Here is a 24,063-nt window from a genome sequence, read left to right as displayed (position 1 = left end):
GCTGAACATACGTGCAAGGACACCCGATGACACTCCCCGATCCGCTCAGGCAGCCGGACAAGACCGCGGAAGCATTGCGCGCGGCCCAGCTCTACTACGTGCAGGACTTGACGATGGAGGCCATCGCGCAGGAACTGCACACCTCACGATCCTCGGTGTCGAGACTCCTCGGATACGCACGCGAGAGCGGGCTCGTGGACATCCAGGTGCGGTCGCCGCACGACATGCCGTCCCGCCTGGAGGCCGAGTTCCGCGACCGATTCGGCGTCGGAGCGCACATCGTCCCGGTTCCCGACCACACGAGCGACATCGATCGGCTTGAACGGGTGGCCCTGTCCGCTGCACGTTTTCTCGGCTCGGTCTTCGACTCCAACATGACGCTCGGGGTGGCATGGGGCTCCACCGTCAGCGCCGTCGCCAGACACCTCACCCCGAAGCGGACCCACAACTCGCAGATCGTCCAGCTGAACGGCGCGGCCAACACCCGGACCACCGGCATCCTCTACGCGAGCGAGATCCTGCAGCGCTACGCCGACGCCTACGGCGCGTACGCCCAGCAATTCGCCGTGCCCGCCTTCTTCGACGACCCCGCGACGAAGCTCGCCCTCTGGCGTGAGCGCAGCATCCGTCGGGTCCTCGAGATCCAGAATCGGATGGACGTGGCCCTCTTCGGCCTCGGCTCCCAGTTCTCCGGCGTCCCCAGCCATGTGTACGTCGGCGGCTACCTCGACGACGACGACTTCGAAGCCCTCGCGAGCGCGGGAGCCGTCGGCGACGTCGCGACCGTGTTCTTCCGCACCGACGGGACGTGGCGAGACATCCCCTTCAACGACCGGGCGTCCGGACCCGACCTCGACGTCCTCCGCAACGTGCCCCGCCGCATCTGCGTCGTGTCCGGCTCCGCCAAGGTCACGAGCCTCCTCGGAGCCCTCGCCGGCGGACTCATCTCCGACCTCGTCGTCGACGAGGGCGCGGCGCGCGCGACCCTCGACGCCCACAATGCGCTGCGGGCGGCATCGCACTCGCACCCGGCCGCCGTGCACGCGCCGTCTCGCTCGTCGATCGCAGGTCGCTGAGCGTCATACTCGGCGGAATAGATGTCCCACCGCGGTCGTTGACCTAGAATCGACAGCAAGAAACGTGCTCCGGGGTCGGTGAGAGTCCGAACCGGCGGTTATAGTCCGCGACCCGCACACAACGTAAGGCGTGTGCGGTTGACCTGGTGGAATTCCGGGACCGACGGTTATGAACGTGTCTGCATCGGGAAATCCGTCAGCGATGGCGGGTCCGGATGGGGCAGCGTTCGAGTCCGGATGGAAGGAAGCACGGGTGTCGCCATCCGGTGACGCCTGCGAACCCTGCGTTCGCCTCCCCGGAGACCGAGTCTGAACGACCGAGACGACGGGGAACATGACTGCAGGATCCAGCGGCACCGGCACAGAGGGCGCAGCCGTCGACGGCGGTGCCTTCGCGAGCACGATGCGGCATGCGCTCGCCCTCGCGGCGAACGGCCCCGCTCGCGGCGTGAACCCCCAGGTCGGCTGCGTCATCCTCGCCGCCGACGGGACCGTCCTCGCCGAAGGCTGGCACCGCGGAGCCGGCACCGCACACGCAGAGGTCGACGCGCTCTCCCGGCTCGCGCCGGGCGCCGCCGCGGGAGCCACCGCCGTCGTGACCCTCGAACCCTGCAACCACACCGGGCGGACCGGCCCGTGCGCCGTCGCGCTCATCGAAGCCGGCGTCTCGCGCGTCGTCTACGCCGTCGACGACCCCGGTGTCGCGTCGAGCCACGGCGCGGACCGACTCCGCGCGGCAGGCGTCGACGTCATCGCCGGGGTCCTCCGCGACGAGGCCGAAACGTTCCTCGGCGACTGGCTCGTCACCGCACGACTCGGTCGACCGCTCGTCACGGTGAAGTGGGCGTCCTCGCTCGACGGACGCGCCGCCGCGGCGGACGGCAGCAGCCAATGGATCACCGGACCGGCAGCACGCGTCGACGTCCACCGGCGGCGCTCCGAGCACGACGCCATCCTCGTCGGAACGGGCACGGTCCTCGCCGACGACCCCTCGCTCACGGCCAGGGACGCCGATGGCGCGCTCCTCCCCCACCAGCCGGTCCCCGTCGTCTTCGGCGAGCGCGCCGTCCCGGCAGGCGCCGCGGTCCTCTCCCACCCGCGCGCCGCCATCGTGCACCGCGGCCACGACCCGCTGGCACTCCTCCAAGAACTGCACGCCGACGGCATCCGCACCGTGTTCGTCGAAGGCGGACCGACCGTCGCGAGCGCATTCATCCGCGCCGGCCTCGCCGACAGCATCCTCGTCTACCTCGCCCCCGTCCTCCTCGGCGGTGACCGACTCGCGATCGGCGATCTCGGCGTCCCCGGCATCGAAGACGCCATCCGGCTCCGAACCACGGCCGTCGAACGACTCGGCGACGATCTCCTCGTGATCGCGGCACCCGCCGTCTCCGCGGAATCGGCATCCACCCCAGACCCCATCCCCGCCGCCACCCTGCACGAGAACGGACAGCACTGATGTTCACCGGAATCATCGAAGAACTCGGCACGATCGTCGCCGTCGACCGCTCCGACGCGTCGGCACGTCTCACCGTGCGCGGCCCGGTCGCACTCGCCGGCACGAAACACGGCGACTCGATCTCCGTGAGCGGCGTGTGCCTCACCGTCGTCGACCAGACGGACGACACGTTCACGGCGGACGTCATGGCGCAGACCCTCACCATGAGCGCCCTCGACGACTTCGCCGCCGGCAGCCGCGTCAACCTCGAACGGGCCGCGCAGCTCGGCGACCGCCTCGGCGGACACATCGTCCAAGGCCACATCGACGGCACCGGCAGCATCCTCGCCGTCACACCTGGCGAAGCGTGGCGCGTCGTCCGCATCTCACTCCCCGCGTCCCTCGCACCCCTCGTCGCGAACAAGGGCTCGATCACCGTCGACGGCGTCTCATTGACCGTCAGCGACGTGAGCGACGCCGATGCCGCGGACCAGTGGTTCGAAGTGTCCCTCATCCCCGAAACGCTCGAAGCGACGACCCTCGGCAGCCGTGACATCGGCGACCGCGTCAACCTCGAGACCGACATCCTGGCCAGGCACGTCGAGCGCATGCTCGCGTTCACCGGCACAGCCGAACGGAGCAACGCATGAGCATCGCCAGCATCCCCGAAGCGCTCGACGCCCTCAGACAGGGCAAGCCCGTCATCGTCGCGGACGATGAGGGTCGCGAGAACGAAGGCGACGTCATCCTCGCCGCAGAGACCGCGACCCAGGAATGGGTGGCCTGGACCGTCAAGCACTCATCCGGATTCATCTGCGCACCGATGACCAACGAGATCGCCGACCGACTCCTCCTCCCGCCCATGGTCGCGGTCAACGAAGACGCCCGCGGGACCGCCTACACGGTCACCGTCGACGCGTCCGACCGCCTCAGCACCGGCATCAGCGCAGCCGACCGCGCCCACACCCTGCGCGTCCTCGCGAACCCGGAATCGACCCCGGGGAGCCTCAGCAGGCCCGGTCACATCGTGCCGCTGCGCGCCGTCGAAGGCGGCGTCCGCGAACGCGACGGACACACGGAAGCCGCCGTCGACCTCATGAAGCTCGCCGGCCTCGTGCCCGTCGCCGGAATCTCCGAGATCGTCGCCGACGACGGAGAGATGATGCGACTGCCCGGCCTCATCGAACTCGGCGAGCGCGAAGGCGTCCTCGTGACGACGATCGCGGCCCTCCTCGCCTTCCTCGAAGCGAACCCGGACGCAGCATCGATCTGCACGAAGGACCAGGTCGAGAAGGCCGTCATCCCCGAGTCCTCGACCGTGACCTTCGAAGTGGAGACCAACGTCCCCACGACGCACGGCACGTTCCGGATGCGCGCGTACCGTGATCGCCGCACGGGTGCCGACCACGTCGCCATCATCTCGGGCACACCCGCAGCGGAAGGCGCCCTCGTGCGCGTCCACTCCGAGTGCCTGACGGGCGAAGCGTTCGGGTCGCTCAAGTGCGAGTGCGGGCCGCAGCTCGATGCCGCGCTCGACACCATCCAGCGACACGGCGGCGTGGTCATCTACCTGCGCGGACACGAAGGACGCGGCATCGGCCTCATCAACAAGCTGCGCGCGTACCGCCTGCAGGAGGACGGACTCGACACCCTCGACGCGAACATCGCCCTCGGCCTCCCCGCCGACGCACGCGACTACACGGCGGCGACCGCGATCCTCGCAGACCTCGGCATGACATCGGTCCGCCTCCTCACGAACAACCCGGAGAAGGAACGCCAGCTGACCAAGCGCGGCGTCACCGTGACCGAGCGAGTGCCGCTCGTCGTGGGCGTCGGCCTCTTCAACGAGGGGTACCTGTCCACCAAGCGCGACCGGATGGGGCACAGCATCGGGCTCGACCTGGAGACCCAGCAGCCGAACGCGCACCAGTAGGGGGCGGGCGGGGCCCCTGGGTTCCTGGGTTCCTGGGTTCCTGTTCGGGCCCGTCTGCTGCTCGGGTCTGTTCACAACTCAGGAGCGTCCCGGCGTGTCGCCCGCGACACGCCGGCCATCGGGGCCGACACTCCGCAGCTCTCCTGAGTTGTGAACATCCCGCACCGGAGCATCGCACCACTGCATCGGACGACGGCATCGCACCACGATGGCGTCGCACCACATTCCACCGCAGTCCTCGAGACCGCATCGAACAGCATCACCAACCGAAGGAGTCCACATGAGTGGCGAAGGATCACCCACCATCAGCGTCGACGGCACGGGCCTCGACATCGTCGTCATCGCCGGCACCTGGCACGAGGTCATCACCGACGGCCTCATCGCCGGGGCTCAGCGCGCGCTCGATGCTTCCGGCGCATCGCACCGCCTCGTCCGCGTGCCAGGCAGCTTCGAATTGCCCGTCGCCGCGAAGGCCGCCCTCGAAGCCGGCGCCGATGCGGTCGTGGCGCTCGGCGTCATCATCCGCGGCGGGACCCCGCACTTCGAGTACGTGTCCGATGCCGCCACGAGCGGCCTCACGAACGTCAGCATTCAGACCGGGAAGCCCGTCGGCTTCGGCGTGCTGACCCTCGACGACGAAGCGCAGGGCATCGATCGCGCCGGACTCCCCGGCTCCAAGGAGGACAAGGGCGCCGAGGCTGCGGATGCGGCCGTCGCCACCGCAGTGCTCCTGCGGGCTCTCCGCGCCTAGGATCCAGCGCCCTCGTTCCGCCGCCTCCACCCCTACCTGCTTTCACAATTCAGGACTCGATGCACGATTCAGGATGATCCGCCCGCGCGTCGGCCGAGATCGTCCTGAATTGTGCAGATGTTCCTGAATTGTGGAACACGGGGTGGGGCACGATGGGACGGCAGGATGTAGGGCGGTCGAGGCGCGGCGGATGTGCAGGGGATTCTCAGCAGGCGTAGGGTGTCATGGTCCGCCACAAGCGGATACGAAACCAATACCGCTGTCGTCGGCGGGTGTGCGCGACCGGTACTGACGCCTCGACGGCTCCATCGCCTCCTCCTCAGAAAACGCGCACGCAATGTCCCTCGAAGCAACCCCCGTCGCTGACGCACCGGTGAACCCACGATCACGTGTGGTCCTCGCCAGCCTCATCGGCACCACGATCGAGTTCTACGACTTCTACGTCTACGCGACGGCCGCAGTCCTCGTCTTCCCCCACCTCTTCTTCCCGAGCGACGACCCCACGGCATCGCTCCTGTCGTCGTTCGCCGTCTTCGGCGCAGCGATGGTCGCACGACCCGTGGGCGCCGTCATCTTCGGCCACCTCGGCGACAAACGCGGCCGTAAGGCAACACTCGTCGGCGCTCTGCTGACCATGGGCATCGCGACGTTCCTCATCGGCGTCCTGCCCACCTATCAGCTCGTCGGCTGGCTGGCTCCGTTCCTGCTCGTCGTCCTCCGCATCGGCCAAGGCTTCGCGCTCGGCGGCGAATGGTCGGGCGCCGCGCTCGTCGCCACCGAGAACGCGCCGAAGGGCAAACGCGCCTGGTACGGGACGTTCCCGCAGCTGGGTGCACCCATCGGCTTCATCATCGCCAACGGCTTGTTCCTGATCATCGCCGCAATCCTGCCGAGCGACGACCCGTCGATGCCGTCCGCCGCGTTCCTCGAATGGGGCTGGCGAATCCCGTTCCTGTTCTCCGTCGTGATGGTCATCGTCGGCCTGTGGGTGCGTCTGCGCCTCGTCGAGAGCACCGCGTTCACCAACGCGAAGGCCAAGGGAACCGTCCAGAAACTGCCCCTCGCATCGGTGTTCAAGAACTACTGGCGTCAGCTCATCCTCGGCACGTTCTTCATGCTGGCGACCTACGTCCTCTTCTACCTCATGACGACGTTCTCCCTGAGCTACGGCCGCGCACCGTCCGACGGCGCCGTCGCCGGACTCGGGTACAGCTACAACACCTTCGTGCTCATGCTGATCGCCGGCGTGGTGTTCTTCGGCATCTTCACACTCGCGTCCGGTCCCTGGGCCGACCGCTTCGGCCGTCGTCGCACGCTCATCTGGGTGACGCTCGGGATCATCGTGTTCGGGCTGATCTGGGTTCCGCTGCTCGGTGCCGGTTTCGCCGGCGTGATGATCTGGCTCATCGTCGGCTTCAGCCTCATGGGCATGACGTTCGGACCGATGGGCGCTCTGCTCCCCGAGCTGTTCCCGACGAACGTCCGCTACACGGGTTCCGGCATCTCCTACAACGTGAGCTCGATCCTCGGTGCCGCCGTCGCCCCGTTCATCGCGGTGGCGCTGTGGCAGGCCGGAGGCGGCAGCCCGTTCTGGGTGGGCATCTACCTGTCGTCGATGGCCGTGCTGACGCTCATCGCGCTCATCGTCTCGAAGGAGACGAAGGACGTCGACATCGACGCGTAAACCCGCCCGCCTGCAGCCCGCGAGGGGTCGCAGACGCACAGTCCGGACCTGCTCCGACTGTGCGTCTGCGACACCTCGCGGGCTTTCTTGTGGACGGAGGGTGAGTCAACCTGGGTTGACGAGGCGACAAGCGTCAACTAGAGTTGACGACGGATTCGATCGAACGGGAAGGACGGCATGGATACGGGAACGATGCACACGCTCGCCGGCGATGCCGGTTCCGACGACCCGATCGTCGCGCTCCGCGCCATCGAGAAGCTCCGCCGGGAGCTCGATCGCGCAGAAGCGCTCGCCGTCCGTCGGGCTCGCAACGCGAACGCCCCCTGGCAGTTGATCGCCCTCGCGCTCGGCGTCTCGAAGCAAGCGGTCCACAAGCGGTACGGTCGCAGTTGAGCGAGCGCACACCGATGATCCGCGCGGCCGCGGGTCCATCCGGCCAGCGCCGGACCTCAGAACCCGCGAGCACGCTGCGACGAGTCGTTCCCGCGCCAACCCCCATCGGCACAGCCGCCACCCCAGCCTCGGCCACCGGCCCGGCAGCAACAGGAAGAGCAGTATGAGCAACTCAGCCCCGGCCACGGGCACCAACCGGCGACGCAACCCGTTCAGCCGGGTGAAGGACGACGGACCGCGCGCGAGCTTCAAGCAGTTGCTCCCGTACATCTTCGAGCACCGTGGCATCCTCATCGTCGTGATCGTCCTGAGCGTGCTCGGCGCCGCCGCGTCGCTCGCGCAACCGCTCATCGTGAGTCAGGTCATCGGCGTCGTGCAGGCGGGCGGATCACTCGGCAGCCTCGCGTGGCTGCTCGTCGCACTCGTCCTCATCTCCGGAATCATCAGCGGCTACCAGCACTACCTCCTGCAGCGGGCCGGGACCGGTGTCGTGTACTCGTCGCGCCGCCAACTGATCGCGCGGCTGTTCCGCCTGCCGATCAGCCAGTTCGACACTCGTCGGACGGGCGATCTCGTCTCGCGCGTCGGCAGCGACACGACGATGCTCTACGCCGTCCTCACCCAGGGATTCGTCGACGCGATCGGCGGCGCGATCACCTTCCTCGGCGCGCTCATCGCGATGGCGATCCTCGATCCGGTGCTCCTCGGCCTCACACTGCTCGTGGTCGTCGTCTCCGTCGTGGTCGTCGTCGGGCTCAGCGGACGGATCCGTGTCGCGAGCCGGCAGCAACAGAGCAAGGTCGGCGAACTCGCGGCGGCCGTCGAGCGGGCGATCAGCTCGATTCGCACCGTACGCGCGTCGAATGCGACCGACCGTGAGATCGCCAGCGTGAACGCCGTGGCCGGCGAAGCGTACGACGTGGGCGTCCGCATCGCGAAGATCTCCTCGCTCGTCGTGCCCGTGGCCGGCATCGCGATGCAGGTGTCGTTCCTCGTGGTCCTCGGCGTCGGCGGTTTCCGGGTCGCCTCCGGTGCGATCACGATCGCGAACCTGGTCGCGTTCATCCTGTTCCTGTTCATGATGATCATGCCGCTCGGCCAGGCGTTCGGCGCCATCACGAGCGTCAACCAGGCGCTCGGGGCGCTCGGCCGCATCCAGGAGATCCTCGACCTGCCGATCGAGGGCGACGAGGACGCGGCGATCGCGGCGACCGTCACACGTCCCGGTGTGCGGAGCGCGGATGCTCCCGCGATCGAGTTCGATCATGTCGAATTCGGCTATCCCGATGCTGCCGTGGCGGTTCGCGTGGAGGCCGAGGCCGCGCAGATCGCGTCCGCTGTGGCCGCCGGCGCAGGTCCTGGTGTCGACGTCGGCACCGATGGCCCGACGGCCGCCGCTGATGCCGCAGCCGACGTGGCCGTCGCCGCGGCCGGACGTCCGGTCCTCCGTGGCATCTCCTTCTCCGCGATGCACGGCAAGCGGACGGCGCTCGTCGGTCCTTCCGGGGCGGGCAAGAGCACGATCCTCGGCCTGATCGAGCGATTCTACGATCCGACCGCCGGAGCGATCCGTCTGGGCGGCGTCGACATCCGGATGCTGCCGCGCACGGAACTGCGATCGCAGATCGGGTACGTGGAGCAGGACGCTCCTGTGCTCGCAGGCACGATCCGCGACAACCTGCTGCTCGCGAGCCCGAACGCGAGCGACGAGGAGTGCGAGCGAGTGCTGCGCGCCGTCAACCTCGGCGCGGTGCTGGATCGTGACGAACTGGGACTCTCCGCGGCTGTGGGCGAGGACGGCATCATGCTCTCCGGTGGTGAGCGTCAGCGGCTCGCGATCGCCCGTGCACTCCTGTCGGCTCCTCCGATCCTGCTGCTCGACGAGTCGACCTCGAGCCTCGACGGCGTGAATGAGCAGATGATGCGGGAAGCCATCGATGCGGTGTCGGAGGACCGGACGCTCATCGTGATCGCCCACCGGCTCTCCACCGTGGTCGACAGCGATCAGATCGTTGTGCTGGATCAGGGCGAGGTCGTCGGGGTCGGGACGCACAGCGAGCTCGTGGAGTCGACACCGCTGTACCGGAACCTCGCGAAGCACCAGTTGCTCGTGTAGTGCCGGGCGGCTGCGTGGCTCGGGCCCGGACGCCTCCGTGCGTTTCTGACGCGTCTGCGGCTTCACCGCTTTCGAGCGCCGCATCCCTGATGCCGATGGGCGTCCGTTCACCCGGTGGTGATCGGACGCCCATCGCGCGTTTCGAGGACGGCTCCGTGCGACTACTCGTTCGCAGCGCGGAGGCGGTAGCGGAGGGATGCCAGTTCGGCGCGGAGCGCCTGCGGAACCCGGTTCCCGAAGGTGTCGAAGAACTCCTCGGTGAGGTCGCATTCGGCGAGCCAGGAGTCTCGGTCGATGGCGAAGAGCGCGTCCAGATCGGCGGCGGGGAGTTCGAGTCCACTGACGTTCAGGTCGCCTGCAGCCGGTACGAATCCGATGTCGGAGCGCTCGGCGGGGACGGACCCTTCGACCCGGCGGATGATCCAGTCGATCACGCGCGAATTCTCGCCGAAACCCGGCCACAGGAAGTCGCCGTCGGCGCCCTTGCGGAACCAGTTGACCTGGAAGATCTTCGGGGCGCCGCCGTTCGGGAGCGCCGCGCCGACCTGCAGCCAGTGCGCCCAGTAGTCGGCCATGTTGTAGCCGCAGAAGGGGAGCATCGCGAAGGGGTCGCGACGGAGTTCGCCGACGGTGCCCTCGGCGGCCGCGGTCTTCTCGGAGGAGATGGTCGCGCCCATGAAGACGCCGTGCTGCCAGTTTGTGGCTTCCACGACGAGCGGCACGTTCGTCGCCCGGCGGCCGCCGAAGAGGATCGCGTCGAGCGGCACGCCGTCCGCTCCGTCCCAGTCGTCGGCGATGGATGGGCACTGCGCGGCAGAGACGGTGAAGCGGGAGTTGGGGTGCGCTGCCGGGCGTCCGGCGTCCGGCGTCCAGTCGTTGCCCTCCCAGTCGATGAGGTGCGCGGGCGCCTCGTCCGTGAGGCCCTCCCACCAGACGTCTCCGTCGTCTCGCAGCGCCACGTTGGTGAAGATCGTATTGCCCCAGAGGGTCTCGACGGCGGTGACATTGGTCGACTGCCCCGTGCCTGGGGCGACCCCGAAGAAGCCCGCCTCCGGGTTGATCGCCCACAGGCGCCCGTCTTCCCCTGGTCGGATCCACGCGATGTCGTCGCCGATGGTCTCGACCCGCCAGCCGGGGATCGTTGGGCGGAGCATCGCGAGGTTGGTCTTGCCGCACGCCGAGGGGAACGCGGCCGCGACGTGGAACGCACGTCCCTCGGGCGAGGTGACCCGGATGAGCAGCATGTGCTCCGCGAGCCATCCTTCGTCCCTACCGATCACCGATGCGATGCGCAATGCGAAGCACTTCTTCGCGAGAAGGGCGTTTCCGCCGTATCCGGAGCCGAAGGACCAGACCTCGCGCGTCTCGGGGAACTGGACGATGTACTTGGTGTCGTTGCACGGCCAGAGCGCGTCGGCTTCGCCGTCCGCGAGCGGGGAGCCGACGCTGTGGACGGTCGCGACCCAGGGTTCGCCCGCTTCGATGAGGTCGAGCACCCGGTCTCCCATGCGCGTCATGACCCCCATGCTCAGCACGGCGTACGGCGAATCGGTGAGCTGCACGCCCAGCTGCGAGAGCGGTCCGCCCACGGCGCCCATCGAGAAAGGCACGACGTAGAGCGTTCGCCCACGCATGCTGCCCGCGAACACGCCGCGAAGTTCTGCACGCATCTCAGCGGGGTCGCGCCAGTTGTTGGTGGGGCCGGCGTCCTGCTCGTCCTCGGAGCAGATGAAGGTGCGGTCCTCGACCCGCGCGACGTCGCGCGGATCGCTCCGGGCGAGGAAGCTGTTGGGGCGCCACTCCGGGTTGAGCTTGATGAGCTTGCCCTCGGCGACGAGCTGGCGGGTGAGCTGGTCCGACTCCCTCGCCGAGCCGTCGCACCAGTGGATGGCCTTGGGCTGCACGAGATCGGCGATCTCATCGACCCACGCGTGCAGCTCAGCGAGTCCCATCGGTGCCGCGTCGGCTTCGACAGCGCGCAGGCCTCGTTCCAGCGGGTACCGCTCCCCTGCCCTGCTGGCTTCAGTCTGGTCAGTCTGGTCGGGGTGAGTGATCTGCAGTGCTGCGATGGACATCGGATCCTCCGTCGTTCGTGGCGGGAAAGAACTTGCTTGCGTCAAGCCTGCGGCCGGTTGAGCGGGAGTTTCAGAGGAAACGTCTGTTAAGAATCGGGATTCTTTCGCTATCGTTAAGGAATGTCGATGACGACCTCCTCGCAAGCCGCCGCTGACCTCGTGACGCTCGGCCACCGCATCCGCCATTTCCGCACCGCTCGCGCACTCACACTCGACGCCGTCGGCGCCGAGGCGGGAATCGCCGCCAGCCAGTTGTCCCTCATCGAGAACGGCAAACGTGAGCCGAAGTTGTCGGTCCTGCACGCCATCGCCCAGACCCTCGGCGTCGAGGTGGCCGATCTCCTCGCGAAGCAGGCGCCGAACCCGCGAGCGGCTCTCGAGATCGAGCTCGAACGCCTGCAGCGAAGTCCGCTCTACACCGGCCTGGCACTGCCCGCGGTGAAGCCGTCGAAGGGTATGACGGACGATGCCCTGCAGGCGCTCGTGGGCCTCCACCGCGAACTGCAACGCCACGCGACCGAGGCGATCGCAACACCTGAAGAGGCGAGACGCGCGAACACCGAGTTGCGCGAATGGATGCGCGGGCTCGACAACCACCTGCCCGACATCGAATCGCTCGCCGAGGAGCGGGTGCGCCGGGCTGGACACACGACCGGGGCGATCACCCACCGCACGGTGAGCATCATGGCCGAGCAGCTCGGCTTCGACCTGATCTACGTGAACGATCTTCCGCACTCCGCGCGGAGCGTCACCGATCTCGAGAACGGCCGCATCTACCTGCCGCCGGCTTCCATCCCGGGCGGCCATGGGCTGCGGTCCATGGCGTTGCAGGCGATGGCGCACCGCTTGCTCGGGCATCAGCGCCCGACGAGCTACGCGGAGTTCCTCAAGCAGCGCTTGGAGATCAACTACTTCGCCGCCGCCGCGCTCATGCCTCAAACGGCCGCGGTCGCGTTCCTGCAGCAGGCGAAGCGGGAACGGAACCTCGCCGTCGAGGACTTCCGTGATGCGTTCGGCGTGACGCATGAGGCCGCCGCACTTCGGCTCACGAACCTTGCGACCTCCCAGTTGGACATGCGGCTCCACTTCCTCCGGGTATCGGAGGACGGAGCGATCGCGAAGGCATACGAGAACGACGGCCTGCCGCTCCCCTCGGACGTCACGGGCGCCATCGAAGGGCAGATCGTCTGTCGGAAGTGGAGTGCGAGGAGTGCGTTCGAACGGACGAATCGGACGACGGAGCTGTACCAGTACACGGATACGCCCGCCGGGACCTACTGGTGCGCGACGCAGACGGGTTCGACGGATGCGGGCGAGTTCTCGATCTCGGTCGGCGTGCCGTGGGACGACGCGAAGTGGTTCCGCGGCCGTGAGACCACTCAGCGCGCCGTCTCGACCTGCCCGGATCCACAGTGCTGCCGGAAGCCGTCGTCGTCGCTCGCGCAGAAGTGGCGGGAGCAGGCGTGGCCGAGCGCCCGCCTGCATACGCACATCCTGTCTCCGCTGCCGAGCGGAACGTTTCCGGGCGTCGACGACGGGGAGGTGTACGACTTCCTGGAGCGGCACGCTGCCGGCTGAGCCGCTCACGCATCCACACCTGCCCCGGACACCTCGAAGAGCCAGTCCGGGAAGAAGCCGTTGTCGAGCATCGTGACCATGATCGATGCGAGTCCGTAGTTCGGGTCGACCTCGAGAGCACGACGGACGAACAGTTCGGCACGGGTGTTCCTCCCAACAGCCCAGTTCAGCCAAGCGAGGATCGTCAGCGGCGCGGCTCGGGCTGAGCGCGGTGCTCGAGCGGTGAGTTCGAGCAGCATCGCCATGGCAGCTTCGACTCGCTCCAGCTTCGGGCGCGGGCCGCGACCCATCAGGCGCCTCGCGGACTCCGGTCCGGCATCGAGCAGATCCTCCGCACCGCCGCACGGATCGCCACCGCCCTCGTACGGATCCTCGCAATCGCCCTCGCCCACGTCCGCGTATCGAGACCGATCTCTCGCTCGTGCGTGAGCGGCTTCCTGCCGGCAGATGGGGCAGGTGGAACCGCCGTCGAGATCGTCGAGCACGTCCCAGCCGAGGGCCTGGCCGAACGCCCACTGCAGCAACGCGACGTCGCGGACCGCCGGCGCCTGCAGAGCGATCAGCAGCAGCGCGAGCTCATCCGAGTCGAGCCCTGCGACGCCGAGCCGGATGGCGCGCTCGAACAGGACGACGGGCACCTCGAGAGGCATCAGTTGGACCCACACCCATCGTTCCATCGTCGCGGCGACGGTGTCCTCGGTCTCGCCGATACCGCACGGGCGCGTTCGATCATTCGTGATGTCGAGCAGACGCCTGAACCACTGATACGCGCGCCCGACGCGTTCGGTCTCAGCGACGCCCACCTTCGGAAGCTCGAGTTCGCCGTACTGATCAGTGGCCGGATCCACATGCCGCAGAGGTGACTGCTGTTCCGCGCGTGCGATGTCGTCGAGCGGGTGACCGCCGACAGGGACGGGCGGCCCGAGATAGGACGACCAGCCGTCCGAGGCCACGCACAGCGCTTCTGTGACGCGCAGCCCCATCTGCTCCGCGCGACGACGCACGACGTTCATCACCGCCCGCGACGGCACACTGCTCGAAGCCCCGAAGGCGGCATCGGTATAGACGACAGCGACGATGCCTTCGAGGTCTGGCACCTTGCACAGCGTGCCGAGCTGTTGCGTGACGAGGCGCTTGACGAGGCCCGGCTGCATGCCGTCCGGAAGGTCGAACCTGACCCCGCCACAGGAGCGATTCCCCTTGAGGGCGAGGATCACCACGCTGTTGGCGGGTCTGAACCCGAACAGCGCGGGGATGGCGGCGAGGAGGGCGGGCGGATTGGGGGCTGAAACGATGGTCTGCATGCCCTCCAGCATCGGCATCCGAACAGCCCGACGGATGGACTTGCTCGAACTGTTGACAACTCAGCGAGCATGTGGACCTGTGGAGGAAGCGGCTGGAGGGAGCACGCAGTGGCCCGCGACACGACTCCTCCACAGGCCGTCCGGCGAAGCGGGTTATGCACAATTCGCGCGCCGTTCTCTCGAACACATGTTCTATCGTGGGAGACTGTAGCCATGAGACATCCACTCCACCGGTTCCGTGTGCGGTTCCGATTCAGACCCCGCGGACGAATCCCCTCGCGCGCCCACCCAGATCCCAGCACCCACCCCATCGCTCGCGCCGTAGCCACCGGGCGCTACAGCGACGAACAGGCGGCAGCAGCACGTCGCGGACTCGGACGACCGACGGAATCGGTCTCCGCAGAAGCCCTGCTCGGCGCCGCCGAGTCCCTTGTCCTCTCCACAGACGGGCAGAGCGCCGCCGAAGTGCTGCGGTCCGCCCGGAACCTGCGTGCCGTCATCGAGGCCGATGCGATTGCGGTTCCACCTGCCTCTGCCGGCACCGCTGTCGGCGGTCGCGTCGATGGCGGCGTCGATCTTGTCGCCACCGAACCCGGCCGTGTCGGGAGTCACTCCTAGCCACGCGTATCGTGGAAGCATCCGTCGTCGAAAGGTCCGCACCATGAACCTCACCGAACCGGACGGACTGCCGCCCACCTACGTGATGACGCACGACGGAGTACGCCTGGCCACCTACCTGCACAGTGCTGCGGGGCCCACGGCCGAGGGTCGATCGACGTCCGAGCCCGCTGCAGACGGCAACGCCGCCGACGCACTCCACGACACGGCACCGCTCGTCGTCGCGGTCCACGGATTCGCATCGAGCGCGGCACTCAACTGGGACGTCGCCGGCTGGACCCGCGCACTCACTCGCGCCGGGTACCGGCTGCTCACGATCGACCAGCGCGGCCACGGCGCGAGCGACAAACCGCACGACGCCGCCTCCTACGGCGTCGACACGCTCATGAACGACGTCATCGCCGTGCTCGACGCCTATGGTTTCGATGTCGTCCACTACCTCGGGTACTCGCTCGGCGCCAGGGTCGGCTGGAGGATCGGCGTCAAGCACCCGTCGCGAGTGCACACGTTGAGCCTCGGCGGGTTGCCGGAAGGCGACCCGCTCCGCACCTTCGACCTCGACGCCGCCCGAGCTCACGCTGCAACGTCGAGCGAGGTCCACGACGCCCTCACCGCGTCCTATGTGTCGATGGTCGAGGGTGTCCCCGGCAACGACCTCGAAGCGCTGATCGCTCTCGTCGAAGGCATGCGGAGCGGAGCGCAACCGTCAACCGAAGAGACACCGACCGTACCGGCGCTCCTCGTGAGCGGCGACCAGGACGCCATCGCCGAGGGAAGCCGACGCCTGGCCGCAGCGACGCCCGGAGCCGAGTTCGTGTCGCTTCCCGGTCGGAACCACGTGAACGCCGTGTCGTCGCGCGGCTTCAAGGACGCCGTGCTCGCTTTCCTCGCCGCGCACTGACCGGCTGCTCACTGACCGGCTGCTCACGGGACATCGCTGCGGCGAGCCACCCGCCGCCGCCGCCGCCACTGCCCGCTCGATCCAGCAGCCAACGACCCCGGCAATCAGCCATGAGCCACCGCGCCTACACCGTGGCGTGCTTGTGCTCGTGTCGCCCACCGGGGTCCGTCGGCACCGGCCCCTTCGCCAGCTTCGACGGCCACCAGATCGCCGGCCCGATGTCGTAACTGAGGGCCGGAACGAGCAGCGTCCGGACGATGATCGTGTCGAGCAGCACACCGAACGCCACGATGAACGCGATCTGCGCGAGGAACAGGATCGGGATCACGCCGAGCGCGGCGAACGTCGCCGCCAACACGAGACCGGCGGACGTGATCACGCCACCCGTGATCGCGAGACCGCGCAGGATGCCCGCGCGCGTCCCGACGTGCATCGACTCCTCGCGCACCCTCGTCATGAGGAAGATGTTGTAGTCGATTCCGAGGGCCACGAGGAAGACGAAGCCGTAGAGCGGCACGGCCGGATCCGCGCCCGGGAATCCGAAGACGTGGTTGAAGACGAACGCGGACACACCGAGAGCCGCCGCGAACGACACCACCACGCTCAGGATGAGCAGCACCGGTGCGAGCACCGATCGAAGCAGCAGCATCAGGATCAACAGGATGACGACGAGCACCACCGGGATGATGAGATTGCGGTCGTGGATGGACGCGTCGTTCGAATCGATCGCCGTGGCCGTCACTCCGCCGACCGGCGTCTGCGTTGCGACCTCGGCGTCGAGCGTGGCGCGGAGTCCGCGGACGATCTCATCAGCCTTGACCGAGTCCGGAGCATCGGCGAGCGTCGCCTGCAAGACGATCCGACCGTCCGCGACCGTCGGGGCAGCGCTGGACGGCGGAGTCCCTGGCGGACCTGCCACTGGTGCAGTGAAGACCGCTTCGCCATCGGCCACCGTCGCATCGGCCGTCCCGCCGAATCCGTCCTTGGAGATGACCTGCACGCCGTCGAGTCCGTCGGTGTCCTGCAGGATGCCGATGACCTTCGCGGCATCCGCCTCCTCCGTGAGGACGTAGACGGGGCTCGCGGAGCCGGCCGGGAAGTGCTCCCCGAGCGCCGTCTGCCCGTCACGAGCCTCCGACGACCCGAGGATGAGGTCGCTCTGCGCCACCCCGTCGGCCTTCAGCTGGAACACACCGAGGCTGGCGACGAGGAGGAGCAGCGTGCACGCGATCCAGACGATGCGCGAGTGCTTCGCGACGAGTCGAGTGATGGCGCCCCAGAGGCCCTTCGTCGGCACAGCGGCGTCGCCCTCGCTCGGCGCTGCGACCTGGTGCGCGCTGCCGAACGTGGGCCGGACGGGCCAGAACGAGGTGCGACCGCACGCGAGGAGCAGAGCCGGCAGGAGCGTCAGCGCGGCCAGCACCGAGAACACGATGCCGATCGATGCGACCGGTCCGAGGGCCTTGTTCGAGTTGAGGTCGCTCAACAACAGGCAGAGCAGGCCCGCGATGACGGTGCCGCCCGACGCGAGGATCGGCTCGAACGCACCCTTGAGCGCCGCCCAGGTGGCATCCCATCGTTTCGGATGGTCGCGGAGCGCCTCGCGATACCTCGACACGTACAGGAGCGAGTAGTCCGTGGCGGCGCCGATGACGAGGATGAACAGGATGCCCTGCACCTGCCCGTTGAGCAGGACGATCCCGGCCTTGGCGAGCCACCAGACGGTGAGCAGAGCCGTGCAGAGTGCGAAGACCGAGGTGCCCAGCACGAGGAACGGCAGCACGGGCGACCGGTAGACGATGATGAGGATGAGGAAGACGGCAGCGAGAGCGGTGAGCAGCAGGATGCCGTCGATGCCGGCGAACGCGTCTACGAGGTCCGCACTGAATCCGGCGGGGCCCGTGACGTACACGTCCATCCCGGACGGGACGGCATCGGACAGTTGCGCACGGAGCGCCTCGACGACGTCGCCGAGGTCCGCGGAGCCGTCGATCGGCACGAACACCTCGATCGCCTTGCCGTCCTCGGATGGGATGCCGGGAGAGATCCCGTCGGCGATGCCGTCGAGCGTGGCGACCTTCGTGAGTTCGTCATCGATCGCCGTGCGGTCGGCCGCTGTAAGGCCATCGCTCCGGACGAACAGGACGAGCGCCGGAACGTCGTCGCCACTGCGGAAGTCCTCGAGCGCTTTCTGCACCTTGGTCGCGTCGGCACTCGCGGGCAGGTAGCTCGTCTGATCGTTCGAGGAGACTTCGCTCACTTTGCCGAAGTACGGGCCACCGATCGATCCGACGACGAGCCACACGATGATGAGGAGCGCGGGAATGAGGATCCGCAGCCAGCGGGGCGCGCCCTTGCCGATCGATCCGCCGGCCCGGCGCGTGCCGTCTTCTGTCGCTGTCCGCATGTCGCTCATCCCGTCGCCGCCGTTAATACGCAGCTAGCTTACTATCCCGCGCATCCCCTGTCGCGAGCACAATTCCGGAATTCGTGTGACAGGAGTGACGAAACTGGCCGAAATCGGGCGAAATCGCCTCATGGGCCCCAGGAATTCCCGGAATTGTGCAACCCGGATGACTACTTGCCGGAGGCGGAGGGAGGGAGCGACGGGGCGGGAGACGCGCGGTCAGAGGGCGACGGGCGACGTGAGGAGTTCCGCACCGGCATGGGCCAGCTCGGCGAGCGCGGCCTCCCCGGATTCTGGCGCGACGGCGGCGACGAGATCGGTGAAGACGCGCACGCGCTGGCCGTGCTCGATGGCGTGGAGCGCACTCGCCCGCACGCAGTAGTCGGTGGCGATGCCGACCACGTCGACGTCGGTCACACCGGCGGCCGTCAGGACCGCACCGAGTCGATCCCCCTCAGCCGTGGTGCCTTCAAACGCGGAGTACGCGATCTCGCCCTGCCCCTTGAAGACATGGACATCGACGCGTTTCGTGTCGAGGGCCGGGTCGTACTCGGCACCCTCAGTGCCTGCCACGCAGTGCACAGGCCAGGTGGTGACGAAGTCGGGCTCGCCAGTGGCGAAGTGTCCGCCGTTGTCGCCCGTGGCATCGTGCCAGTCGCGCGAGGCGATGACGTGGGCGTAGTCGTCACCGTGGTTCTCGAGCAGCCGGGTGATGCCGGCCGCCACGGCCGAACCGCCCTCGACGCCGAGGGATCCACCCTCGGTGAAGTCGTTCTGGACGTCGATGATGAGCAGTGCTTTCGACATGATGCCTCCTGTTCGTCCGAGCGGATGTCCGTGCGGATATCACTCCATCGAGCGTAGTCCGGCCGGAATTCCGAAGACAGGGGTGGACACACGAGCGACGAGGCGGCCCGGCAGCCGATCCTCCCGGCGCCGCGGCGTCAGTTCTGGCGGCGCCGCTCCAGGAACTGCAGCACGACGTTGACCCCGAGCACGATCGTTCCGACGATGATCGCCGCGAGGCCGACGACACGGAGCGATGCCATGTCCCCGCTGATGAGCGCGACGACGAATCCGACGATGATGAGGCCGGAGCCGGTGGCGAACAACGCGAGGAACTTCATGGGTGCAATGCTACGCGTCCGGGTGCAAGGCCGTTCGCGGGCAGGCAGTTCGTCACGAGTGGGCGACATGGCGTTCGTCGCGCAGGCAGAACATCGCAGCCGGGCAGTCACGAGGTTCGCGGCTCCCCGCAGCTCCCGCCTCAGACGAATGCGAGGACGTGATCGCCCCATGCCTCCCGCAACGGCCCGTCCAGATCGAACGCCACCGACTCCTCCGTGTCGATGACGAGCGATGCGCGATCCTCGAGCGCGTAACGGGGCCAGTCTGCGGCGTGAGCGACCGACTCGACGGCGGATCCGGCGATCGTTCCCGCAACGGCTCCGGAGACGACTGGATCAGATCCCTGCGCGAACGCGAGCCATCGCGCCTGCATCCGCGCCGAGACCCGCTCGGCGGTGCGTCGTCCGCCGAGCTTGTAGGTGATGTCGCGCGCTCCATGGGAGAGGTTGCCCCACACGTAGGGCAACTCGGTCGCGTGCGTCGCGCCGATCCGCAGAGCTTTCAGCATCGGCGGCGCGTAGTCGAACCGGTACACCCAACAGGGCGCGTGTCGGCTGTGCGCCTCGGCGATCCACACCGTCGGCATCCGGAAGCCGAAGTCGCGGGTGATCCCGAGGTTCGTCTGCACGGGGGCCAGGCCGGTGTATGCGGAACCGAGCTGCGCCTCGTCCGGAAGCTCCAGCTCCGGATGTTCAGCCGCGACCTCGGCGAACATCGCGCGGATCGTGGCCGGTTCGATGGGCATGAGCGGCGACTTCATGAGGCGGAACAGCGATGACTCGTCCTTGTTCGTCCCGATGATGAGCGGCACGCGATGTGCATGCCCCTCGCGGAAGACACGCACGGGATAGTCGGTCACGAGTGTTCCATCGACGACGGGAGCGAACGCGATCGTGCCGGGCGACCGCTGCGGCACCTGCGCGAACAGGGCGTCCGAGGCGCTGAGCAGCCCGGCGGTCGACAGGGCGCGGACTCCCTCGGCGTCGCCCGGTTCGAGCCCGGCGAGCGCGATGAACTGCGCCGCCACGTCGGCCGCGCGGGCGGGGCCGTAGACGGACGTCGCCGGTGAGCTCTCCGCGATCGCACGATGGAACAGTCCTTCCGCCGCCGGCACCGTCATGAGAGTCGTCACGGCGCCTCCGCCGGCGGATTCGCCGAACAACGTCACCCTGCCGGGATCGCCTCCGAAGGCCGCGATGTTCGTCTGCACCCACTCGAGCACGGCGATCATGTCCTTGAGCGCGACGTTCGCGTCGAACACCTGCCCGTCGGTGCTGAACGAGGACAGGTCGAGGAAGCCGAAGGCCCCCAGCCGGTAGTTGAAGGTGACGACGACGACATCGCCGTGCTCGACGAGCGATGTCGCATCGAACACCGGCTGACTCGAAGCGCCGCGGAAGTAGGCGCCGCCGTGGATCCAGACCATGACCGGTTTCGGGCTCGAAGCGTCCTCCGGCGCCCAGACGTTGAGCGTCAGGCAGTCCTCGTCCATCCGCACATCGGGACCGAGCGGGATGGCGGCGTTCGTGCTCTGCGGTTCGCACGCCCCGAATGCGACGGCGTCGAGCACCTCCACCCATGCGACGGGCGGTCGCGGGTCGCGGAAGCGCAGCTCACCGACAGGCGGTGCGGCGTACGGGATGCCCTGCCAGAGCCTCGTTCCGCGTCCGCGGAGCCCGCGGACCGGGCCGTGAACGGTCTGGACGACCTCACCGGTGGTGTGGACTGCGTGCATGATTCCTCCGAACGACGGGGCGGGATGTGAGGCGAGCGGTGCGGTCTACCGACCGGAGGTGAGGGCCACGATCGCGTGGGACGCCTGCACGGCGGCGAGGACGAGGAACAGGACCGTCAGGATGACCGCATTGTGCGCGATCATCTCGGCCTTCGCCCGGTCGAGCGCTGCGCGCACGTGTGCCGAGGTCGACGCGGCGAGGGTGCTCAACGCGATGAGGGCGAGCGTCGACGCGATGCCGAATGCGACGACCAACAGGACCGAGGCGAGCACGCCGTGATGACCGGATCCGATGATCGAGCCGGCCTTCAGCGCCAACGGCAGGTTCTTCGCATTCGGGACGGTCAGGAGGATGCACAGCACGGCCGCCGTTCCCGGGTTCAACGTGTCGATGCGCTGCAGCCACGACGGCGCGACCGGTTCCTCACCGCGCTTCGGCCGGCCACGCCAGCTGAGGACGGCGAGCACGAGGAACAGCACGGTGACGACGATCGAGATGACCAGCCCGATGCCTGAGGCGGCTCCCCCGGCGACCTGCTCGGCCCCGCCGGAGCCCAGCGCGGTGAGACCCGTGATGACGGCGGTGACGGCGAAGGCCGTCGCCGTGAACGCGAGCGCGTTCGCCCTCGCCCTGGGTGAGAGCAGGATGGCGATCATCGCCGCGATCGGGATCGGACTGATGAGGATGCCGGTCGCCAGTGGGAGGAGTTCTGCAATGGTCGGGCCCATCGGGTCGCTCCTGCCGTTCGTGCTGCACCTCGTGTGCCGCGACAGAACGGTACGACGCCCCACGTTCGGGGGCTGTCTCGGGTTCGGGTTATACGACCCTGGCTTCGAGGCGCACGGTCTCGCCCTGCTGCGAGAGCGAGACGTCCGGCGCGATGCGCCGGAGCAGTTCGATCCCCCGGCCTCCTGTCGCGTCCGCGCGGAGGCGCCCCCGCGAGGTGATCGACACGAGGACGGCGCCGGTGCTGTCGACGGCATCGGTGCTGTCGACGGCATCGGTGCTGTCGACGACGCCTGTGTGGTCGTCGCGCGATTCGGAGCCGACGACGCCGCGCATCCGCACGAGCACCCCGCGCCCGTTCCCATGCCGGACGGCATTGGTGCAGCCTTCCGTGAGCACGTCGACGACGATGTCGATCCGCGCGTCCACGATGCGACCGGGCAGGACACCGGCGGTGGAGAGCCATGACCGCGCGGCATCGTCGATGTCCACGGTGAGATCGAGCGCCGCGCTCCAGGCGTCGAGCACGGCTTGGATTCGGCCGAAGGACTCCTCCAGGCGAGGGCCCGATGCGGGAACGCTCGGATGGGATGTTTCGTCGAGTGCGGTCGATTCCACCGCCGTGTGGACGTGATGCAGCATCGCGCGGATCGCTTCGCGCACCGCATCGTCCGCCGAGGCGGCACTCGCGGCCGCCGGGGCTCGCGCACGATCTCGTGACGGCTCCCGGTCCCGCTCGAGCGCCACCGAGAACGCTGCCGCGACGAGGTCGCCCTGCGCCGTCCCGTGCAGTGCGCGCGCGATGCGAAGCCGCGTGTCCCTGAGGCGAATCCGCGCTAGCGACGCGCGAGTCGCCTCCACCCGGAGCGACGCTGCCGACTCCGCTTCAGCCCGTTCCAACTCGCGCGCGATCCCGCGGAGGACGACGAACGCGAGCACGATCGCCGGATAGATCACGAGCGGTGATCGCGGAATCCAGCCCTCGCCACCCGCCACCATCAGGACGCTCGCCGTCGACATCGATCCGGCCCCCGCCACCGCGACCGATCCACCGATGATCACCGCAGCTCGTGCGAAGAAGGACCGCGTCCGATCCGCGATGCGGGTGACGACGGTCGCCCCGAGGAGATACGTCGCCGCCCCGACGAGGAGCAGGAGCGCTCCCACAGCGCCGAACCGGCTGAGCAGATTGGGTGCGATGAGCGCGGCGAACACGGCCAGTGGGAGCACCGGGCCGACGGCTCGGAAGGAGTCCGTCCATGTCTCAGAGCCCGACCGCGCGGCTGTTTCGGACGCCACGGGCGATGGGCGATCGACAGACACGCGCTCAGCAGGCACACGCTCGGACTGCGCACGCTCAGCGACGTCGACGATATCGTCGCCGTCAGCGGTTTCGGCGAGCTCCAGCAGTTCATGACTCAGGGGCCGCACGACGTCCTCGGACAGGCCTCGGAGGAGACGGGCGGTGGCGGTCGGGTCCTCCGGTCGGAGCGGAGACCGATCGAGCGCGTCGAGGATCCGATGCTCGAGGTCGTCGAGGTGCACCCTCCTCACGGCGACGAGCGCGGCGTCGTCCGCGGCTGTGCGTTGGAGCATCGCGTTCCGTGCATCGCGAAGTCGCCTCCGGGCGCGAGCCGCATCGCGGAGTCCGCTCACGACGATTGCGATGAGGCCGAGTCCGACGACGCTGCACACGACGTTCACCGCGATCCGGATGCCCAGGTCGCCGGTGGGAGGCTCGACCCCGTTGGCCACCGCGACCGCGCCGATGAACGCGGGCCTCGTCAGGCCGATCACGGCGAAGCCGCCGAGTGCGGTCCAGCCGCGGACCCGCCCGGCAGGCAGTGCGACGAGCACGCTCCGGATCGCCAGCATCAACACACCCGTCAGCACGTGCGCTTGCACGACGATCGCGACACCCGCCCACGTCCCCGGGCCCCCGTCCTCGATCGGTGACCGGTCGATGCCCTCACCGCCGAGGATCGCGACGACGAACGGCGCCGTCACGAGCCACGACCAGACGGTGAGGGCGTCCCGGCCGCCGAGACGACGCAGCACGGATGCGCCCCCGCCAGATTTCCCGAGGCTCATCGAGCCCGTGGAGTCATGTGATCGGGCCGTCGAGCGGAGCGACGGTCGGCGGCGCTCAGGACCGCGCAGCCCGTGCGGCCCGCTCGGCGCGTGCGGCCCGCTCGGCGC

The 24,063-nt window shown here is 68.4% G+C and carries 19 protein-coding genes and 1 riboswitch; of the genes, 11 read left to right on the top strand and 8 right to left on the bottom strand.

Features of this window, described 5'->3' with window-relative positions:
* Positions 1-26 precede the first annotated feature (26 nt).
* From ACQ3HB_RS13240 to ACQ3HB_RS13205, 8 genes are all read left to right on the top strand, one after another.
* Complete coding sequence (locus ACQ3HB_RS13240; protein ID WP_430920531.1) at positions 27-1,076, top strand: sugar-binding transcriptional regulator; 1,050 nt, start codon at positions 27-29, stop codon at positions 1,074-1,076.
* 60 nt (positions 1,077-1,136) lie between these two features.
* Positions 1,137-1,307, top strand: a riboswitch (FMN riboswitch).
* A 172-nt stretch (positions 1,308-1,479) separates the two neighbouring features.
* On the top strand, positions 1,480-2,535 hold the full coding sequence (gene ribD, locus ACQ3HB_RS13235) for a bifunctional diaminohydroxyphosphoribosylaminopyrimidine deaminase/5-amino-6-(5-phosphoribosylamino)uracil reductase RibD (protein ID WP_430920680.1): 1,056 nt from the start codon (positions 1,480-1,482) through the stop codon (positions 2,533-2,535).
* Positions 2,535-3,164, top strand: a complete 630-nt coding sequence (locus tag ACQ3HB_RS13230; RefSeq protein WP_430920530.1) for a riboflavin synthase — start codon at positions 2,535-2,537, stop codon at positions 3,162-3,164. The genes ribD and ACQ3HB_RS13230 overlap by 1 nt, the downstream gene beginning before the upstream one ends.
* A complete protein-coding gene (ribA, locus tag ACQ3HB_RS13225) occupies positions 3,161-4,447 on the top strand; it encodes a GTP cyclohydrolase II (protein WP_430920529.1) in 1,287 nt (428 codons plus the stop codon). The genes ACQ3HB_RS13230 and ribA overlap by 4 nt, the downstream gene beginning before the upstream one ends.
* A gap of 280 nt (positions 4,448-4,727) precedes the next feature.
* On the top strand, positions 4,728-5,198 hold the full coding sequence (ribH, locus tag ACQ3HB_RS13220; protein WP_430920528.1) for a 6,7-dimethyl-8-ribityllumazine synthase: 471 nt from the start codon (positions 4,728-4,730) through the stop codon (positions 5,196-5,198).
* 337 nt (positions 5,199-5,535) lie between these two features.
* Positions 5,536-6,882, top strand: a complete 1,347-nt coding sequence (locus ACQ3HB_RS13215) for an MFS transporter (protein ID WP_430920527.1) — start codon at positions 5,536-5,538, stop codon at positions 6,880-6,882.
* 177 nt (positions 6,883-7,059) lie between these two features.
* Positions 7,060-7,275: a hypothetical protein gene (locus ACQ3HB_RS13210; protein WP_430920526.1), complete on the top strand. Its 216-nt coding sequence runs from the start codon at positions 7,060-7,062 to the stop codon at positions 7,273-7,275.
* A 163-nt stretch (positions 7,276-7,438) separates the two neighbouring features.
* Positions 7,439-9,391: an ABC transporter ATP-binding protein gene (locus ACQ3HB_RS13205; RefSeq protein ID WP_430920525.1), complete on the top strand. Its 1,953-nt coding sequence runs from the start codon at positions 7,439-7,441 to the stop codon at positions 9,389-9,391.
* A gap of 161 nt (positions 9,392-9,552) precedes the next feature.
* Here the strand turns inward: ACQ3HB_RS13205 and ACQ3HB_RS13200 are convergent, their stop codons facing one another.
* Complete coding sequence (locus ACQ3HB_RS13200) at positions 9,553-11,343, bottom strand: phosphoenolpyruvate carboxykinase (GTP) (protein WP_430920679.1); 1,791 nt, start codon at positions 11,341-11,343, stop codon at positions 9,553-9,555.
* A gap of 249 nt (positions 11,344-11,592) precedes the next feature.
* On the opposite strand from ACQ3HB_RS13200, the gene ACQ3HB_RS13195 reads away from it, so the two are divergent.
* Positions 11,593-13,044, top strand: coding sequence for a helix-turn-helix domain-containing protein (locus ACQ3HB_RS13195; protein ID WP_430920524.1), 1,452 nt, complete (start codon positions 11,593-11,595; stop codon positions 13,042-13,044).
* A gap of 5 nt (positions 13,045-13,049) precedes the next feature.
* On the opposite strand, the gene ACQ3HB_RS13190 is transcribed toward ACQ3HB_RS13195, so the two are convergent.
* The gene (locus ACQ3HB_RS13190) at positions 13,050-14,348 is read right to left on the bottom strand and encodes a DUF4192 family protein (RefSeq protein ID WP_430920523.1); all 1,299 of its coding nucleotides are present in this window, start codon (positions 14,346-14,348) and stop codon (positions 13,050-13,052) included.
* A 213-nt stretch (positions 14,349-14,561) separates the two neighbouring features.
* Here ACQ3HB_RS13190 and ACQ3HB_RS13185 point away from each other — a divergent pair, with 213 nt between their 5' ends.
* The gene (locus ACQ3HB_RS13185) at positions 14,562-14,966 is read left to right on the top strand and encodes a hypothetical protein (RefSeq protein WP_430920522.1); all 405 of its coding nucleotides are present in this window, start codon (positions 14,562-14,564) and stop codon (positions 14,964-14,966) included.
* A gap of 43 nt (positions 14,967-15,009) precedes the next feature.
* The gene (locus ACQ3HB_RS13180; protein WP_430920521.1) at positions 15,010-15,867 is read left to right on the top strand and encodes an alpha/beta fold hydrolase; all 858 of its coding nucleotides are present in this window, start codon (positions 15,010-15,012) and stop codon (positions 15,865-15,867) included.
* 124 nt (positions 15,868-15,991) lie between these two features.
* Here ACQ3HB_RS13180 and ACQ3HB_RS13175 read toward each other — a convergent pair whose 3' ends face one another.
* The 6 genes from ACQ3HB_RS13175 to ACQ3HB_RS13150 form a co-directional block, all read right to left on the bottom strand.
* Positions 15,992-18,274 (bottom strand): MMPL family transporter, encoded by a 2,283-nt coding sequence (locus ACQ3HB_RS13175; RefSeq protein ID WP_430920520.1) that lies wholly within the window; start codon positions 18,272-18,274, stop codon positions 15,992-15,994.
* Positions 18,275-18,493: 219 nt separating this feature from the next.
* Positions 18,494-19,081 carry an isochorismatase family protein gene (locus ACQ3HB_RS13170; RefSeq protein ID WP_430920519.1) on the bottom strand — a complete coding sequence of 196 codons (588 nt, stop codon included), beginning with the start codon at positions 19,079-19,081 and terminating at the stop codon, positions 18,494-18,496.
* 137 nt (positions 19,082-19,218) lie between these two features.
* A complete protein-coding gene (locus ACQ3HB_RS13165) occupies positions 19,219-19,401 on the bottom strand; it encodes a hypothetical protein (protein ID WP_430920518.1) in 183 nt (60 codons plus the stop codon).
* Between the two features lie 140 nt (positions 19,402-19,541).
* On the bottom strand, positions 19,542-21,137 hold the full coding sequence (locus ACQ3HB_RS13160) for a carboxylesterase/lipase family protein (protein ID WP_430920517.1): 1,596 nt from the start codon (positions 21,135-21,137) through the stop codon (positions 19,542-19,544).
* A 45-nt stretch (positions 21,138-21,182) separates the two neighbouring features.
* Positions 21,183-21,866: a GAP family protein gene (locus tag ACQ3HB_RS13155; protein WP_430920516.1), complete on the bottom strand. Its 684-nt coding sequence runs from the start codon at positions 21,864-21,866 to the stop codon at positions 21,183-21,185.
* An 88-nt stretch (positions 21,867-21,954) separates the two neighbouring features.
* Positions 21,955-24,063 (bottom strand): ATP-binding protein (locus ACQ3HB_RS13150; protein ID WP_430920515.1); only part of this gene is annotated, 2,109 nt, incomplete at its 5' end.

The organism is Plantibacter lichenum (genome assembly GCF_050587525.1).
GTDB lineage: Bacteria > Actinomycetota > Actinomycetes > Actinomycetales > Microbacteriaceae > Plantibacter.
This window is presented reverse-complemented; position numbering and strand designations above follow the sequence as displayed.

Coding starts and splice junctions, on each gene's coding strand:
- ACQ3HB_RS13240 (WP_430920531.1), top strand. CDS start 27: ATGACACTCCCCGATCCGCTCAGGCAGCCGGACAAGACCGCGGAAGCA.
- ribD (WP_430920680.1), top strand. CDS start 1,480: ATGCGGCATGCGCTCGCCCTCGCGGCGAACGGCCCCGCTCGCGGCGTG.
- ACQ3HB_RS13230 (WP_430920530.1), top strand. CDS start 2,535: ATGTTCACCGGAATCATCGAAGAACTCGGCACGATCGTCGCCGTCGAC.
- ribA (WP_430920529.1), top strand. CDS start 3,161: ATGAGCATCGCCAGCATCCCCGAAGCGCTCGACGCCCTCAGACAGGGC.
- ribH (WP_430920528.1), top strand. CDS start 4,728: ATGAGTGGCGAAGGATCACCCACCATCAGCGTCGACGGCACGGGCCTC.
- ACQ3HB_RS13215 (WP_430920527.1), top strand. CDS start 5,536: ATGTCCCTCGAAGCAACCCCCGTCGCTGACGCACCGGTGAACCCACGA.
- ACQ3HB_RS13210 (WP_430920526.1), top strand. CDS start 7,060: ATGGATACGGGAACGATGCACACGCTCGCCGGCGATGCCGGTTCCGAC.
- ACQ3HB_RS13205 (WP_430920525.1), top strand. CDS start 7,439: ATGAGCAACTCAGCCCCGGCCACGGGCACCAACCGGCGACGCAACCCG.
- ACQ3HB_RS13200 (WP_430920679.1), bottom strand. CDS start 11,343: ATGGGACTCGCTGAGCTGCACGCGTGGGTCGATGAGATCGCCGATCTC.
- ACQ3HB_RS13195 (WP_430920524.1), top strand. CDS start 11,593: ATGACGACCTCCTCGCAAGCCGCCGCTGACCTCGTGACGCTCGGCCAC.
- ACQ3HB_RS13190 (WP_430920523.1), bottom strand. CDS start 14,348: ATGCAGACCATCGTTTCAGCCCCCAATCCGCCCGCCCTCCTCGCCGCC.
- ACQ3HB_RS13185 (WP_430920522.1), top strand. CDS start 14,562: ATGAGACATCCACTCCACCGGTTCCGTGTGCGGTTCCGATTCAGACCC.
- ACQ3HB_RS13180 (WP_430920521.1), top strand. CDS start 15,010: ATGAACCTCACCGAACCGGACGGACTGCCGCCCACCTACGTGATGACG.
- ACQ3HB_RS13175 (WP_430920520.1), bottom strand. CDS start 18,274: ATGCGGACAGCGACAGAAGACGGCACGCGCCGGGCCGGCGGATCGATC.
- ACQ3HB_RS13170 (WP_430920519.1), bottom strand. CDS start 19,081: ATGTCGAAAGCACTGCTCATCATCGACGTCCAGAACGACTTCACCGAG.
- ACQ3HB_RS13165 (WP_430920518.1), bottom strand. CDS start 19,401: ATGAAGTTCCTCGCGTTGTTCGCCACCGGCTCCGGCCTCATCATCGTC.
- ACQ3HB_RS13160 (WP_430920517.1), bottom strand. CDS start 21,137: ATGCACGCAGTCCACACCACCGGTGAGGTCGTCCAGACCGTTCACGGC.
- ACQ3HB_RS13155 (WP_430920516.1), bottom strand. CDS start 21,866: ATGGGCCCGACCATTGCAGAACTCCTCCCACTGGCGACCGGCATCCTC.